Annotated in this window: 18 protein-coding genes and 3 pseudogenes; 9 read left to right on the top strand and 12 right to left on the bottom strand. The window is 60.5% G+C overall.

The window, feature by feature from the left end; translation table 11 throughout:
- Positions 1-83 precede the first annotated feature (83 nt).
- Positions 84-701, top strand: coding sequence for a hypothetical protein (locus HAP48_RS28520; protein WP_166202964.1), 618 nt, complete (start codon positions 84-86; stop codon positions 699-701).
- Positions 702-863: 162 nt separating this feature from the next.
- Here the strand turns inward: HAP48_RS28520 and HAP48_RS28525 are convergent, their stop codons facing one another.
- From HAP48_RS28525 to HAP48_RS28540, 4 genes are all read right to left on the bottom strand, one after another.
- The gene (locus HAP48_RS28525; protein ID WP_029082608.1) at positions 864-1,850 is read right to left on the bottom strand and encodes an AlbA family DNA-binding domain-containing protein; all 987 of its coding nucleotides are present in this window, start codon (positions 1,848-1,850) and stop codon (positions 864-866) included.
- A gap of 112 nt (positions 1,851-1,962) precedes the next feature.
- Positions 1,963-2,280, bottom strand: coding sequence for a hypothetical protein (locus HAP48_RS28530; RefSeq protein ID WP_224496651.1), 318 nt, complete (start codon positions 2,278-2,280; stop codon positions 1,963-1,965).
- The gene (locus tag HAP48_RS28535) at positions 2,268-3,050 is read right to left on the bottom strand and encodes a hypothetical protein (RefSeq protein ID WP_051346483.1); all 783 of its coding nucleotides are present in this window, start codon (positions 3,048-3,050) and stop codon (positions 2,268-2,270) included. Before HAP48_RS28535 ends, HAP48_RS28530 begins: the two co-directional genes overlap by 13 nt.
- Before the next feature lie 316 nt (positions 3,051-3,366).
- On the bottom strand, positions 3,367-3,669 hold the full coding sequence (locus tag HAP48_RS28540) for a hypothetical protein (protein WP_029082606.1): 303 nt from the start codon (positions 3,667-3,669) through the stop codon (positions 3,367-3,369).
- A gap of 114 nt (positions 3,670-3,783) precedes the next feature.
- Here HAP48_RS28540 and HAP48_RS28545 point away from each other — a divergent pair.
- The 3 pseudogenes from HAP48_RS28545 to HAP48_RS28555 form a co-directional block, all read left to right on the top strand.
- A pseudogene (locus tag HAP48_RS28545) lies at positions 3,784-3,981 on the top strand (transposase); the annotation flags it as partial.
- Positions 3,981-4,220: pseudogene (locus HAP48_RS28550) on the top strand (tyrosine-type recombinase/integrase); the annotation flags it as partial. The pseudogenes HAP48_RS28545 and HAP48_RS28550, both read left to right, overlap by 1 nt.
- Positions 4,221-4,229: 9 nt before the next feature.
- A pseudogene (locus HAP48_RS28555) lies at positions 4,230-5,025 on the top strand (IS91 family transposase); the annotation flags it as partial.
- Positions 5,026-5,441: 416 nt separating this feature from the next.
- On the opposite strand, the gene HAP48_RS28560 reads toward HAP48_RS28555, so the two are convergent.
- Genes HAP48_RS28560 through HAP48_RS28580 form a run of 5 tightly spaced genes read right to left on the bottom strand, consistent with a single transcriptional unit; the run spans position 5,442 to position 8,242 of the window.
- Positions 5,442-6,857: a tyrosine-type recombinase/integrase gene (locus tag HAP48_RS28560; RefSeq protein ID WP_166202966.1), complete on the bottom strand. Its 1,416-nt coding sequence runs from the start codon at positions 6,855-6,857 to the stop codon at positions 5,442-5,444.
- A gap of 11 nt (positions 6,858-6,868) precedes the next feature.
- A complete protein-coding gene (locus HAP48_RS28565) occupies positions 6,869-7,264 on the bottom strand; it encodes a DUF3085 domain-containing protein (RefSeq protein WP_166202969.1) in 396 nt (131 codons plus the stop codon).
- Positions 7,257-7,580, bottom strand: a complete 324-nt coding sequence (locus tag HAP48_RS28570) for a hypothetical protein (RefSeq protein ID WP_029082603.1) — start codon at positions 7,578-7,580, stop codon at positions 7,257-7,259. Before HAP48_RS28570 ends, HAP48_RS28565 begins: the two co-directional genes overlap by 8 nt.
- Before the next feature lie 18 nt (positions 7,581-7,598).
- A complete protein-coding gene (locus HAP48_RS28575) occupies positions 7,599-7,949 on the bottom strand; it encodes a superinfection immunity protein (protein WP_035977336.1) in 351 nt (116 codons plus the stop codon).
- A gap of 14 nt (positions 7,950-7,963) precedes the next feature.
- Entirely contained in the window at positions 7,964-8,242 is a 279-nt protein-coding gene (locus HAP48_RS28580) for a hypothetical protein (RefSeq protein WP_165125076.1), read from the bottom strand.
- Between the two features lie 15 nt (positions 8,243-8,257).
- Between HAP48_RS28580 and HAP48_RS28585 the strand changes: the two genes are divergently transcribed.
- The gene (locus HAP48_RS28585; RefSeq protein ID WP_165125073.1) at positions 8,258-8,494 is read left to right on the top strand and encodes a hypothetical protein; all 237 of its coding nucleotides are present in this window, start codon (positions 8,258-8,260) and stop codon (positions 8,492-8,494) included.
- A gap of 236 nt (positions 8,495-8,730) precedes the next feature.
- Here HAP48_RS28585 and HAP48_RS28590 read toward each other — a convergent pair whose 3' ends face one another.
- From HAP48_RS28590 to HAP48_RS28600, 3 genes are all read right to left on the bottom strand, one after another.
- Positions 8,731-9,312: a hypothetical protein gene (locus HAP48_RS28590; RefSeq protein WP_029082601.1), complete on the bottom strand. Its 582-nt coding sequence runs from the start codon at positions 9,310-9,312 to the stop codon at positions 8,731-8,733.
- Positions 9,313-9,415: 103 nt separating this feature from the next.
- Positions 9,416-9,565, bottom strand: a complete 150-nt coding sequence (locus HAP48_RS28595; protein WP_166202971.1) for a hypothetical protein — start codon at positions 9,563-9,565, stop codon at positions 9,416-9,418.
- Positions 9,562-9,843 carry a hypothetical protein gene (locus tag HAP48_RS28600; protein ID WP_029082600.1) on the bottom strand — a complete coding sequence of 94 codons (282 nt, stop codon included), beginning with the start codon at positions 9,841-9,843 and terminating at the stop codon, positions 9,562-9,564. Before HAP48_RS28600 ends, HAP48_RS28595 begins: the two co-directional genes overlap by 4 nt.
- Before the next feature lie 903 nt (positions 9,844-10,746).
- Here HAP48_RS28600 and cnbZ point away from each other — a divergent pair.
- The 4 genes from cnbZ (at position 10,747) to HAP48_RS28620 (ending at position 14,133) form a co-directional block, all read left to right on the top strand.
- Positions 10,747-11,499, top strand: a complete 753-nt coding sequence (gene cnbZ, locus HAP48_RS28605) for a 2-amino-5-chloromuconate deaminase CnbZ (protein WP_166202973.1) — start codon at positions 10,747-10,749, stop codon at positions 11,497-11,499.
- 124 nt (positions 11,500-11,623) lie between these two features.
- On the top strand, positions 11,624-13,216 hold the full coding sequence (locus HAP48_RS28610) for an NAD(P)/FAD-dependent oxidoreductase (protein WP_166202975.1): 1,593 nt from the start codon (positions 11,624-11,626) through the stop codon (positions 13,214-13,216).
- 32 nt (positions 13,217-13,248) lie between these two features.
- Positions 13,249-13,629: a c-type cytochrome gene (locus HAP48_RS28615; RefSeq protein WP_225024796.1), complete on the top strand. Its 381-nt coding sequence runs from the start codon at positions 13,249-13,251 to the stop codon at positions 13,627-13,629.
- 15 nt (positions 13,630-13,644) lie between these two features.
- The gene (locus HAP48_RS28620; protein ID WP_166202977.1) at positions 13,645-14,133 is read left to right on the top strand and encodes a Rid family hydrolase; all 489 of its coding nucleotides are present in this window, start codon (positions 13,645-13,647) and stop codon (positions 14,131-14,133) included.
- Positions 14,134-14,262: the final 129 nt, after the last annotated feature.

The raw sequence follows: 14,262 nt of genomic DNA on the forward strand, positions 1-14,262 counted from the left end.
GCGGCCTCCGTCGTATGCGTACTTTTGGCAGAACGGAATCCCAGAATTGGCAAATCCTGATGGAGTACGGCCGACGAGCTGGGATGGATAAGCATGAGCTAGATGCTCTGTTTAAGGGTGAAGGCTTCGCCCGGCTGGTGATGGCTGGCGGTGGCGTTCCCCGCGACGTGCTTTCCCTCTTTTTGGAAGCAATGAGCCAAAGCGAGGGTGAGGCAGTTGGAAAAGACGAGGTGCGCGTTCTCAGTAGATCGAATCTGGAGCGGCGAATTGAGGAGCTAAAGCAAGATTCGCAAATCGACGAACAAAACGTCTTGATTGCCGGTATCTATGTTTTAAGGGAGTTCTGCTTAGCAAAAAAAACGAACATCTTTCTAATACCCGAGCAACTGCTCCAGCAGGACGAGAACTGGAGAACGCTTTTCAGCCGCCTCGTTGACTATCGCATCATCCATCAAGCCGGAAGCGCTCTCACGCACAAATCACAGACAGGAAACTTCCAAGCATTTGCGATCGATATTGGCTGCTACGCCCATTTCAGAAAGATGGAGGCCCGCTTCAACGAGATCGACGTTTCGAAGGCTACTGCAAAGGATCAAATGCGTTCCGCTCCGGTGTTGGGCTTGAGTGACCTCCAAACACTATTTAAGACAGTACCAGAAAACGCCGAGGCCGTTTTGAAAACGATACCGGAGGATGACTGATAACGTCGGCAAATCAGCCATCGCTCCTCCCTCAATAAATAGGCACAGTCAAGCTCGGCCGTGTGCCGCAAGCTGGTCGAACGCGGTCGAGACGGTGGTACCAGCACGGGACGTAATGGTTATCTCGAAGAGACTCATCGGCGCAAAGATTGGAAGTTCTTTCTATCGCAGAAGTTGATGGATACGATCCTGAAGAGTCCCATCGGGCGCCGGTCCAATCTGGCGAGTGGCGTCGTAAGGTTTAATCGCGGCTTCCTCGACCTTCTCCGCATCCGGTACCAAATGTTCCAGCGCGCGAAGGGCGTCAAGCCCGGGTTGAAGGGTGAAAAGGAAGCGTTGCGCGACCTGCCGAACGAGCCTCGCGTTTGCCGGGTTGCCAGTTAGACCATCGGCAATGTCGCGGATATCCCGTCGCAGCGCAGCTAAGCTGTTATAGAATTGAACCAGACGCAACGGGGCATCTTTGCCCAGTAACCCCAGCTCGCCCGAGGCGTTGGCAAATATCGTTGGTTCTGCCGGTGCAAAGCTCCGCAGTTCATGTTTTTCCAAGGTAGTGCCTTGCGCACTCGCTGGCCAATACTGACGCCACTTGTTCTCCGAATCGAAGCAGCATCTCGCGACTAGATCGGCCAGCTCAGCGTGAAGCGCACGCGCAAGGTCAGGCATAGTGGACCTCCGGAGGACGTCTCGTATTTCATAATCCTCCATCGGCACGGCATGGAGTTCAAAGCGCTTGTAGTATTTCTTGTCCGGGGCTTGGTGAGGGCCGGTCAAGGTCGGCTCGACGGAAACGACAAATCCGTGGCCTTTGTCGCTCAACGGAATCCGCTGAACGCTCACGCGGTCAATGCGAGGCTGGATTTTGGAGTTCAGGATTTGGATAATCCACTCTCGCGTGATCTTGTCATCCACCACACCATCATCGACCTTGGCTGGCTTGCAGGTCTTCTTGTCCTCTTCAATTCCATAAACGATCTGCCCTCCGGCCGAGTTGGCCATAGCTGACACATCTTTGCACAGCTCGTGTACGTCCTTACTGTTTCGCGATAGCGCGGGCGATGCCTTGTATTCGAGGGTAAGTGTTTCTTCGATCCGCGCATCAACCATCTTCTGGAAGTCGGCGCGATCGTTGAATTCGAAATCAGCCATTGTCTGTCACAAGTAAGCGAATCGGTGAATACGCACGTTGGCACAATGCAGGGTAGCATTGCGATGATTGGGACGGCTGTCCCGGATATTCACAGGGCTGCTAGCGCGCAGCTCAGGCGAACAGGTCCTTTCCAGCCTGAGTCATCCGGGTGAAGGTCCCGCTCTCATGGACCGGCTCCAGCCAACCATGAACGATCGCATACTTGAGACCGGCGCTGTATTCAGCCACGGAGGCCTTGTCCTCGAATAGGAAGGGGTTGTTTAACTTCTCAATATAAATCCGGCCGTCCCGCACCGGCTCGAAGGCGCGGGCGTGCTCCATCAGGCGGCGCGCCGCCTTCTCGGGATCGGCGTAGCGGCGGTCTTCGGCCAATTTTTTCATGTTGTGCAGGTTGGGTCGATCATCCAGGATGTAGACTATTTCCACCATGGTTTGATCTCGCGCGGGTCCGGGATCGTATCCTCGTCCGGAACGAGCTTGAAGTAGTTGTCGGCAAGGCGCGCCTTGCAAACGTCAGCGCTCGGATACATTTTCTTGGTCGTCTCTTTGACCTTTTCCCAGTTTAGGTGGCAGGTTTGTCCAACAATTACTTGAGCGAGGCGCAGATTTTTGTCGAAATCAAGAAAATGCAGATGTCCTTCCTGTTTCGCATCGGAAAGCGCTACGATCCGGCGAAATTCATCCTCGTATTTCCAACTTGAGAATTTCGTCGTCAGCAATTGATCGATGAGAGCTTCGCTTGGGCTCGCCAAATGAGCGGAGTTGATTTTCCCTTGAAGCCGATCCGTCATGTAGTCAATCTGCCGCAGCATCCCCCTCGGGATATCAACTCCGAGACAAATGCCTCGATTGCGATCACCGTAATGCGCCCAGAGTGCGGGATCAGTCCAATCAGCGCTGAAGCATATCAACCCTAATGTCGCGTCGAGCCGATCTTTCAGGTCGAGAAGCTGCCGCTTCACAACGTGGCCCAAAGCACCATGACACAGTACCTCAAATGGATCATTGAGCGTCGATAGTCGTGAGACCTTGATTCGGCCAAAGACAATGTTGCTCAGCCCATATTCGGCTGAAGTCAAATAGTAGACTCGCCGATACTCTATTGGCGGAGGCGGGACAACAGCAGCGCTCCCGGCGTGCTTACTGTATCCCGCGTCGATCCAGAGCTGACGAAATTGCTCGTTGTAATGGCGCGCCATGGCTGGTCACAAAAGAATGGGTCTTTGCACAACTCATCGGGCTAACCGTATACCCTAAAGTGTCGCGCCGCACAGGCCCACTAGCTTGGTCGCGTGCTATGCTTGTGCGCTGCTTCAGCGCTCTCCCGGCCACCAGATTCGAAGGTGGAAGGTGCGTTGCTAGCTAAATGACGCCATGAAGGGCGGACGGAAGCTCTACGCCAAAACCGAAAAGGCGACTTTCGGCTATGTAGGCACTCGTTGCTTGTATACAAGTGATCCTCAAAAAACAGCCAACGCATCTCGGTGCATCTTCAAGGCAACCGTAAATGGGGTGTTAAAAGTGCATTACGAAGATCAACGGAACCTCGAATCGCGCGCAAAGCAATTCGAATTGCGATCGGTTGACGACGACCAGATCGAGAACGCCATTTTGCTTTTCGTGAAGGATTATTTGCATTGATGAAGGTCCGCCCCTTTCGCTCCTCGAACTGGAGGCCATGAGCACCTTCAGGACTCCGACGAGCTGTTGCATGCGCTTGACTAAACAACCTCTGTTGCTGACGAGGTTGGCGCATTTGATGCCCTGGACCTCGGCCGACGCCTCATAGAGGCGCTGTCGATCGATCGCCTTGCGCATCTGCCGATTAAGCCCGGGGGGCGGAGGCTGTCGGTCAGGGCGACAACCTTCACCGACACCTGCTGCCCGAAACGTAGCACCAGGTCGTGACCTGCCACTGCGTAGTTCCTCCAGATGGAGTTAGAGTCCGGCCTGACGAAGGACGGACAGAAGAAGCGAGCAAGGTTTACGGAAGAGCAGATTATCGCGGTGCTGAAGGAGCATGAGGCTGGTGCAAAGACGGCCGACCTGGCTCGCAAGCATGGAATCTCCGAGGCGACGATCTACAATTGGAAGGCCAAATTCGGCGGCATGGAGGTCTCTGAGGCCAAGCCTGCCGGGCCGCCCGCCGCCGCGCTCGGACTGCCAAGCCGATCACTGTCCACACTCTCCGGCACTCGTTTGCGACCCATCTTCTGGAAAGCGGGATCGACATCCGCATCATTCAGGTGTTGCTCGGACATACCGACCTCGGATCGACCGCGCGCTACGCACAAGTTGCGACCAATCTGCTCGCCCGCACAACCAGCCCGTTCGATGGGCTCTCCATCACGGTGATCCCACCCGACTGAGCTGCGCATATGCGCCCCGTGCTTGAGGTGGCGGACATCTTCCGCCGCCACGGCGCCGCGTTTCGTGGCGCGCAGGACTCTCGGCTTTCATCCGACCAGCGCCGTGTGATGGCGGCCATCGAGGCGTGCCGCACAACAGCGCTCGGGGGCCATGTCGAGCGGTGCGACGACTGCGGCCTGGTTCGCGTCGCCTACAACAGCTGTCGCGATCGGCACTGTCCAAAATGCCAAGCCCTCGCACGCGCCCAATGGCTCGCTGATCGCCAGTCCGACCTGCTGCCGGTCCCCTATTTCCACGTCGTCTTCACCGTGCCGGCGCCCGTGGCCGCCATCGCGCTGCAGAACAAGGCGGTGGTCTACGACATCCTGCTCAAAACGGCAGCCGAGACGATACGTCTCATCAGCGCCGACCCGAAGCATCTCGGTGCCGAGACCGGGATGATCGCGATTCTCCATACCTGGGGCCAGACCCTGACGCATCATCCGCATGCACATTGCCTCGTGCCGGGCGGGCGGGATCGCCCCTGATGGAAGCTGGGTCCATCGTCGCCCCGGCTTCTTCCTTCCCGTTCGTGTCCTGTCACGATTGTATCGTCGGCTATTCCTGGAGCGCCTGCAGGCGGCGTTCGATAGCACCAAGCTTCAGTTCTTCGGCCACCTTGGTCACCTCGCCGAACCGGCGGCATTCGACCACCATCTCAACGCCCTCCGCAAGCTCGAGTGGGTCGTCTATGCCAAGCGTCCCTTCGGCGGACCAGAACAGGTTTTGGCCTATCTCGGGCGCTACGCGATCTGCATGGCGCTTGGCATGCCTTGGCTTCAAGCGAGGCCCACTGGCCTTATCTGGCTTGATCTGGGGCTCTTCAGCCATGATCGCATGCTGCACAGCTGGGGCTGGAGCCCGCCAGCGATCATCGAAGGCCTGCGGCAGCGGCAGGCGATCCGAGCGAGCCAGCACCGGAATTGGCGGCGGCGGATCAGCAGCCGCAGGCGCTGGTGAGGAAATTTGGCCGGTATGGACCAAGACAGCGGCGACCGTCCACGCGCACCACAGGGCTCCTGAAGCGATGGCCAGCTTGGTCGGAAAAATCGGCTGCAGCATCGGATGCATTCTCGCACCTCGCTGCAGAACCCGATGCCAACAAATAACTCGCCCCGGATCAACCGGAGCGAGGCCTTATCAGCTAACGTTTTTAGCTATGTCACTTTCCGCATATTCGCTCAGGCCGCACGCTTCATCTCCTCTTGCGCCTGCACGGGCTCGGCGACGATGCGCCTGATCTCATCGGCGAGCAGCTGCAAGGCCTCGCGCTTCTCGGCGATGCGGGGGGCCTGATCGTAATGCTTGCCGGTGATCGGCGAGACATCGCCATGCTCGTCGCTCTTGATAGTGTGGTCGAGACAGAGCGAGATAATCGAGCGCGGCACCTTGATGTTGCCCATCAGGCTGGCAGCGGTGCGCCGCAGATCATGCGGCGTGAAGGGCTTCAGCCCGAGCATGCGGCAGATGCCTTCGCTCTGGATCACCACCTTTCCCTTTACCAGCTTGGTCTTGCCGCGCAGCGCGCAGGCCATCGCCTTGCGGTTCAGCGGCTCGGTGCCGAAGCGGCCCGCGAACAGCCATGGATAATTGCCCATCGCTTCCTTCGCGATCTCGACCGCCAGATCGCTCAGCGGCTGATGTATTTCGCGGCCCTTCTTCACGCGCTCCTCGGGGATCACCACCAGCGGCAGCTTGCTGGCCAAGCCATCGCGGCCCAGCTCATCGCGATGGATGTGCAGCATCTCGACCGAGCGCAGCATCGAGGCCAGCGCGAACTTCAGCGCGAGGCAGATGCGGCGATCAATCGGCATGTCGGGCCGGTCCAGGCCATGCCAGAGAATCCTGATCTCGTCAGGGCTCAGCTTGCGCTTGCGCGGCTCCTCCTGCGGCAGCGCCGGCAAATTCACGCAGGGGCTGGTGCTGACATACTTGCGGCCAGCTTCAGCCGCCCAGTTGAACAGCCCCGAGACAGCCTTACGCATATGCCGCGCGCTGGAGACCGAGCCCTTCTTGGCGGCCTTGCCGTTCCGGATGATCAGCGTGCCCGCGAGGATGTCGGCCTGCAGCTGCGCGATATCATCGTTGGTAACCTCGCGCGCCACCATCGAGCCGAGCCGAGGCCGCACGAAGCGATTGAGATGGCTGGCCATGTTCGACCAGTCTTTCATGCGCGGCTTTCGCTTGATGATGACGCCGTCCTCGGTGTGGCGGCGCACCTCGATCTCCTCGCTGATCCATGCAATGCGCTGATCGATCAGCTGGCCGACCGTCAGCTGCTGCTTGGCCTGCCGGTCATGCGCCTGCCGCGCGGCCTGCGCGATGTCCTCGCCGTTGCCGATCCTGATCTTCAGCTTCATGGCTTCCCTGCGCCAATAGGCTACGTCGCGCGCTGGGCTGCCTTCACCTCCTTTCTGATAGATGCCCAGCCATTGGGTGGCGCGCTGCTTGGTGATCCGGCAAGTGTATTTGAGCGAGAAGGTCGGCGGCGCGGTGGGGCTCAGGCTGACGTACAGGCCCGAGCATTCCGCGTCGTAAATCTTTTCGCGCTTTTTCACTTCGCCGATGCAGTCCTTGTTGGTGATGTTCTGCGGCATGGTGATGCTCCTCAATGCTTGCGGCTCGGGAGCTGCTGCAGCTCCAGCGAGTCGGCGGTTAGGGTGATGATGATCTCTTGCGCGCCTTGCTCGATCTGCTGCTTGATCTCGGCGGCCCATGGCAGGGCCTCGCCGAAGTCATCGCCGCCGACCAGATCGCGGCTGGTGTCGTACCAATCGCTGTCGATCTTCGGATTGCAGCCCAGCGCGTGGGCTACATACGAGCGCTCGCCTTCGGCGATATCGCGCGGCTCGCCATTGCTCATCAGATAGACGCCCTCGTCATGCACCAGCAAGATCGAGGGCTCGGAGACCGGGCCGGTGAAGGCCGCGCACTGCTTCGGCGCAGCGAGCGTGTGCTCGACTACGCGCAGCACATCGGCGGCTTTGAAGATCAGGTTAGACATTGGGTGATGCTCCGCTCGCCATTAGAGCGCGGATAAATTTGCCGCCGCCCTTCTTGGTGTTCCAGCCGATGTTGCGTTCCTTGCGATGCTCCCACTCCATCGTCGCAGCCTCAAAGCGCGTGAGATTCTCGGCTAGAACCGTGAAGATGAAACCGGACGGAATGCGCCTGCTGTCCCTGTGCTCCTTCTGGCGGCTCTTACGATGGGTGATACCGACATAGCCTTGCGTAAAGGGATCGGTGTGCTCTGGGAGGTGGAGCCAGTACACGCCGTGTATCCGTTTCCCGTCCGATGGCTTTGGATTTTGAATCGTCATGGGTGATGGTTTCCGTTTTCAAAGATAGAGATGGTCGGCGATGTTGCGCTCGATCAGGGCGCGCTCCATCAGGGAGAGCTGGCGCGGCGGCTTCACCGGGGTGCAGCTCCAGATAAGCGAAGCCACCCAGCCGATGAAGGACCAGCCGAGAAACAGGTTGGCGATGAAGATCGCCAGCAGCGCATGATGATCGCGCCGCCAAGCTACATAGCTCGGCAGCAGGTACAGGAAGGCGCTGATCGCGAAGCCGATGATCCAGAAGGCGAAGTGGCCGAACTGCAGGCCGCTCGCCAGCGCGATGGTTTCGGCGGCGATGACCGCGAAGAAAGTGCAGGCGATCAGCGCGGGAATGAATGCTCGCTTTGACATTGGAAGCGTTCCTTTTACTTCTCGGTTTCGTTGCGGGGATGATCCGGGTGCGGCATCAGATGCGCGTGCTCCAGATCGAGAACGAGGTAGTGGCCATTGCTGTGCAGGCCTTCGCACCAGCCGCGCGACTCCATCTCCAGCCGCAGAGTTTCCTCGCTGTCGTGGCCATACCAGCTGCGGCCCGCATTGAAGTTTGCGATCAACAGCATCATGATGGCAGGGCCTTCGTTGTCGCCCATGTAGAGCACGCGCATATCCTTCGGCTGCTGCATCGTGAAGGCCAGCTCGCTCACCTTGCGGGCCTTCGGATGAATCAGCAGATCGCCCTCGCTTTTGATCAAGCCGCGCTTCTCCAGCACCGCGAACTTCTTGTTGTCGAGCTGCCAATGCAGGGCCGCGCCTTCGGCCTTCTCCAACTCGGCGAGGCAAGCGGTGATCTCGGCGCGCTCTTCTTCAACGGCCGCGAGGATCACCGCCCGGTCATCGGTGCAGATCGGATCGGTGATGTCATCGAGATTATCGGCGGGCTCCAGCGTGAAGCGTGAGCCGCCCGCGCTGATCTCGCGCTTCGCTGGATCGAAGTAGTCAATCCAGATGCGCAGGCCCAGCTCGGCGCTGGTGAAGTTCGGGCAGCTATCATTGTGCCATGATGAGTCCTCGAAGCCTTGCGGCGCATATCGGCGGCCGGGAAGTCGGAAAACTCGGTCAGATAGTTTGTCATGATGATGATCCTTTGAAAGCCATTGCGGGCGGCCCTTGCGAGGCCGCCCTGATCGATGGGTTATTTCGGAGCCGAGGCAGAGAGCGTGCCGTCAGCGGCCTGCTTCAGCTTCATCCCCTTGCGAGTGCAGATCGCCTTGATGTTGATCGAAGGCCATGCAACCGCCTCGGCGATATCGGCGCGCGTTACTGGCTTCTTGCGGAGCAGCATCGCGATCACGATCTCGACCTTCGACTTGCCCTCGGGCTTCGCCTTCTTGGCTGGCTTGGCGGCCTTGGCCTTCTTCGCTGGCTTGGCCTGCTTCTCTGCCTTGGCGGCCTCGGCTGGCTTCGCAGCTTTCGCCGCATCGCGCGCCTTATCATCGGCCTTCGCTGCTTCGCTGCCTGCATCGGCTGGCGTGCGGCCATACAATGCGGGCACGAGGATCGCGCGGCCCTCGGCGGTGATCGCGTACACCAGCGCCTTGCGGCTATTGTTCGCGGTAGCGTTCAGCCTCGCCGCTTCGATCCGCGCAGCAGCGAGCGAGTCATGCTCGGTGGTCTGCGGCTTGTTGTTCTTCAGGATCGTCGCGGTGAATTTCTTGCAAGCCGGGATGAGCGCGAGATCGGCGACATCGGCGGGGTGGATTTTCTTGGTAGTCATTTGCAGTTTTTCGTTTTTCAGAAGGCCGCGCGGAATGCGGGGCGTTCTGACCGCCTAACCCCGCGACCTTTCGGTGGCGGGGGCGGGAGGGAGCGGCTCGCAGCTAATGCGAGGCAGCTCGCTCGGTTTGGCGGTAGGAATGCAAAGTGTGCGACGCTCGCCTGATCTCCAGCTGCCGGATTGCGGCCTGCAGATCGCGAAACTGGTGCGTCATCTCAGCGATGCGGGCGGTGATGATCTCTTGCTCGGTCATCGATCAGCGCCCTCGGTGATGAAGGCGGGCGCGGCTCCGATATCGGAGCATACGAAACAGTAGCCCTGGTCATCGGGCATCCCGCCCATAGCCCAAGCACCGCGCCAGCCGAGTTTCTCGGCGAGGGCCCGCGCCGCCTTGGCATGATTGGCCTCGATGCTCAGCGCGTTGTCGAGATGGAGCGTGATGCTGCCCGCCGCCGCGCTCGCCTTGATCCGCGAGCCTTTGGAATTGGAAGCGCCGAAATATTTGGTGGTGATCGCCTGATAGCTTCTCATGAGTGAAATTTCCTTTTTTCAGAAGTCTCGCTCGGTGCGAGGTTCTGACCCCCTAACCTCGGCGGTCAGGCCGAGGCGGAAAGGCGGGGCTTGGGGCCTTGCCCCAGCCGGGGCAGATCAGCGGCGCGGCCTGCTGCCTTGATGGAAAATGATAAATCCAAAAGGGCCTATTTTAGAAGCACTTAGATAGGCTCTCTTGGGGCCAGATAGGCTCGCCCAAGGCCAAAATAGGGCCGTGTGGTCCTGACGCCCTAGTGGTAGGTGTCTCCTCGCGAAGCGCGCAAACGCTTTTGCGAAGACGGTGACAAACAAGCCCAGTCTCGCCGGGGAGAGCACGAAGTAAGCCGTAACCCATCGCGCAGGGAAAGCCGGGTTGTTTCCGGTTACACCTGTGGTCCTACCTCCGGTGCTTTTTGTTGCACCGGACCCATGGGTGCGATCGGCACCCGGCGTTCCCTGCGCCCTCTGCTAGAGGAGAGGGCGGAACGAGAAGCAAAGCTCGGGCAATCATGTCGCGAGAATGCGGATGTTTGACTCACAGGCCGTGCCACACATTCACCGTCGTCCCGGCGAAGGCCGGGACCCATAACCACCGATGCTGCTTGTCGCGCAACGCTGTTACGACGAGTACCGTTCGCAACACCCGCCGCGGCGTATGGGTCCCGGCCTGCGCCGGGACGACGCCTGGGAAGGAGCCGGGCTCTCATTCTCTCCGGTGCAGGCCTGTGAAAACGGGCGATCCAGTACGCCGCGGCCTCTCGGCTCAAGCACAGGCGTCTCTGGAATACTGGATCACCCGCTTTCGCGGGTGACGACACCGCGTTGTTTTACAACTTATCGAGAGTATCCTCCGCCGCGAGACGTTATCGTGACGACCGCATCCACTTTCCATCACGAGGCAACATGACCAACACCATCGAGGCCCTCGACAGCGGCTACCGTTTCATGCCCGGCGTCAGTCAATATTCCTGCGGCGTCAGTGCGCTGCCGGGTTTTGCGATCGAGCGCGTCTGGTTCTCTCAACCGGTGCCGCTGAAGGCGGGCTTTGACAGGATCGCGGACATCCTCAAGTCCGCGGGCCGTCCGCTCACTGCATTCGGCGCCTGCGAATTGCGCTCGCCGGCGCCGTTCACCGAAGACGGGTTCAAGGCCTTCAACGCGATCTACATCAAGACGCTGATCGAATGGGGCGTGATGCGCGACGGCGTCAATCCGGTGGCGCGCAGCAATGTCTGCCCGAAGCTCGATCCGCCCGCCGAGCCGTCGTTCCACGCCTTCTCCTACACGGTGCCGGCTGCGAAGGACGCACCGTCGAGCTTCGTCGTGGCCGGCAGCGGCGAGTCGGTCGAGGGCAAGGCCAATTATCGCGATCACACCGTGGCCCTCGGCGACACCAGTCCGGCCGGCATCCTGGCGAAAGCGAAATTCGTGGCTAACGAGATGGAACGCCGGATGAGCGCGTTCGACGGCACCTGGCAGGACACCACCGCCGTGCAACTCTATACCGTCCACGACGCCTATCCCGTGCTCGAAAGCGAGCTCGGCCACCGCGGCGTGCTACGCAACGGCTTGACCTGGCATTTCGACCGGCCGCCGGTGATTGGGCTTGACTTCGAAATGGATTGCCGGCGCGTGCATCGCGAGCGCGTGGTGTGATGCATCGATCACCTGCTGCATCAAAAGCGCGTGTGGGTGCATGGCGAAGCGTGCGGCTTTCCTTGACACGGATCGCATCAACCGTTTCCCTTCGCCATCGAAATCAGCGGCTGGGTGAACGCGGGTGCAGAACGAATCTGTGATCAGGCGGCGGGATCTGCTCGCGCTGATCGGCACCATCGCCGGCAGCTCGGCGATGTATCACGCGATGACGAGCCTCGGCTTCGCATCCGAGTCTGCCTACAAGGGGCCGCTCAAGCTCGCCGGCGATGTGAAGGGCGCTTCGGTGCTGATCCTCGGCGCCGGGCTTGCCGGCATGACGGCGGCGCTGGAACTGCGCAAGGCCGGCTACAAGGTCCAGATCCTCGAATTCAACAACCGGCCCGGTGGCCGCAACTGGTCGATCCGCGGCGGCGACAGCTTTACCGAGCTCGGCGGCTTCAAGCAGACCTGCCAGTTCGAGCAGGGGCTCTATCTCAATCCCGGCCCGTGGCGAATTCCCTATCATCACCGCGCGCTGCTCGATTACTGCCGCCGGCTCAACGTGACGCTGGAACCCTTCCTCCAGCTCAACCACAACGCCTATCTGCACGCGACGCGCGCATTCGACGGCAAGCCGCAACGCTTCCGCAGCATCAAGGCGGACTTCCAGGGCCAGGTGTCGGAGCTGCTCGCGAAAGTCACCCAGCAGGGCAGGCTCGACGAGGTCGTCACCAAGGAAGATCAGGAGATATTGCTGCAGGCGATGCGCGACTGGGGCGCGCTGGACCGCGACTACAAGTACAATGCCAACCTCGTCTCCGCCGAGTTCCGCGGCTATACGCGCGATCCCGGCGGCGGCCTGATGGACGATCCGCTGCCGAGCGACCCGATTTCACTGCAGGAGCTGTTGCGGTCACGGATGTGGCGCTATCTGCAGAGCTATGCGCGCTACGACTTCCAGACCACCATGTTCCAGCCGGTCGGCGGCATGGACATGATCGGCAAGGCGTTCGCGCGCGAGGTCGGCGATCTCATCCGCTACAACGCCAAGGTCACGCAGATCCAGCAGAATGGCTCCGGCGTCACCGTGAGCTACGTCGACACGGGCGGTCCACCCACGGTGCAGCAGGCGACCGCCGACTGGTGCATCTGCACCATCCCGCTGCCGATCCTGAGCCAGCTGCCGGTCGACGTCAGCGGGCCGATGAAGAATGCGATCGATTCCGTATCCTATGCCGCCTCGGTGAAGATCGGGCTGCAGTTCAAGCGGCGGTTCTGGGAGGAGGATGAGGCGATCTATGGCGGCATCAGCTACACTGACCTGCCGATCCGGCAGATCGGCTATCCGAATTATGGCTTCAACCGTGGCGGACGCGGTGTCCTGCTCGGCGGCTACATGTATGGGGGCGCCAATTCCTTCGAGTTCACGGCGATGACGCCGGCCGAGCGCGTCGTCAGTGCCGTCGAGTTCGGCGCCAAGATCCATCCGCAGTACAAAAGCGAATTCGAGAACGGCGTCGCGGTGGCCTGGCATCGTGTGCCGTTCACGCTCGGCTGTGCCGGCGAATGGACCGACGCCGGGCGCGCGCAGCATTACCGCAATCTCTGCCAGATCGACGGCCGCATCGCGCTGGCGGGTGAGCATGCCTCGCAACTGCCGGCCTGGCAGGAAGGCGCGATCCTGTCCGCGCTCGACGCCATCAGCCGATTGCACGAACGCGTGGTGAAGACGTGATGATGCGTATCAGCATATCGGCGGTTGCCGCGTTGACGCTGCTGTCCGCCACCGTGGCGGTGGGGCAGGATAACGCCACGGGCAAGCGCACTTTCTCCTCGGGCTACCGCTTCGTGGAGATGACCGGCGAGGAGCTGTTCGGCAATGTCTGCCAGGGCTGCCACATGCCGGATGCCACAGGCGCAAGCGGCGCCGGCACTTATCCGGCACTCGCCAGCAACAAGAATCTCGAATCCGCCAGCTATCCGATCTTCCTTGTCATCAATGGCCGCCGCGGCATGCCGGGGTTCGGCGACATGATGACCGATGGTCAGGTCGCCGCCGTTGTGAATTATCTGCGGACGCACTTCGGCAACACCTATCAGGACGCGGTGACGGCCAAGGATGTCCAGGACGCCCGCCCTAACAAATAATTCGGGGAGAGTTTGATGAAAGTCACAGGTATCCTGTTGGGCGCCGCGCTGTCGGTGGTGGCAAACGCTGCCTCGGCTGACGTGATCAGGCATCCGATTCCCAATTCGACGTTCCCGATCGCGCAGGCGGTCACCGTCACCGGCAACACCACGACCGTCTATGTCAGCGGCCAGGTGCCGCCGGTCGCCAACAAGGATGCCGATCCGTCGAGCCCGCAGGCCTATGGCGACACCAAGACCCAGACCGTCGGCGTGCTCAATCGCATCAAGGGCATCCTCGAAGGCCAGGGGCTTGGCATGGGCGACGTCGTCAAGATGCAGGTGTTCCTGGTGCACAACGCATCCGCACCGATGGACTTCAAGGCCTTCATGGAGGGCTACACCCAGTTCTTCGGCGGCAGCCAGCCGAACCTGCCGGCCCGCTCGGTGGTCGGCGTCGCGGCGCTCGCCAATCCCGGCTTCCTGGTCGAGATCGAGGTGATCGCGGCCAAGGATGCCAAATAGGGACTCCAAATGGCGTGCGCGAAACTGCGGAGCATGCGCGCGGAAATTGAAGGGCTCGCCGTCTTGCCAAAGCGCGTGTCGCCTGTCTGAATTCGTCTCCACTGAGGCGGTGGAATCCGGGAGAGCACG

It is taken from the genome of Bradyrhizobium septentrionale (genome assembly GCF_011516645.4).
In the GTDB taxonomy this organism is placed as follows: Bacteria; Pseudomonadota; Alphaproteobacteria; order Rhizobiales; family Xanthobacteraceae; genus Bradyrhizobium; species Bradyrhizobium septentrionale.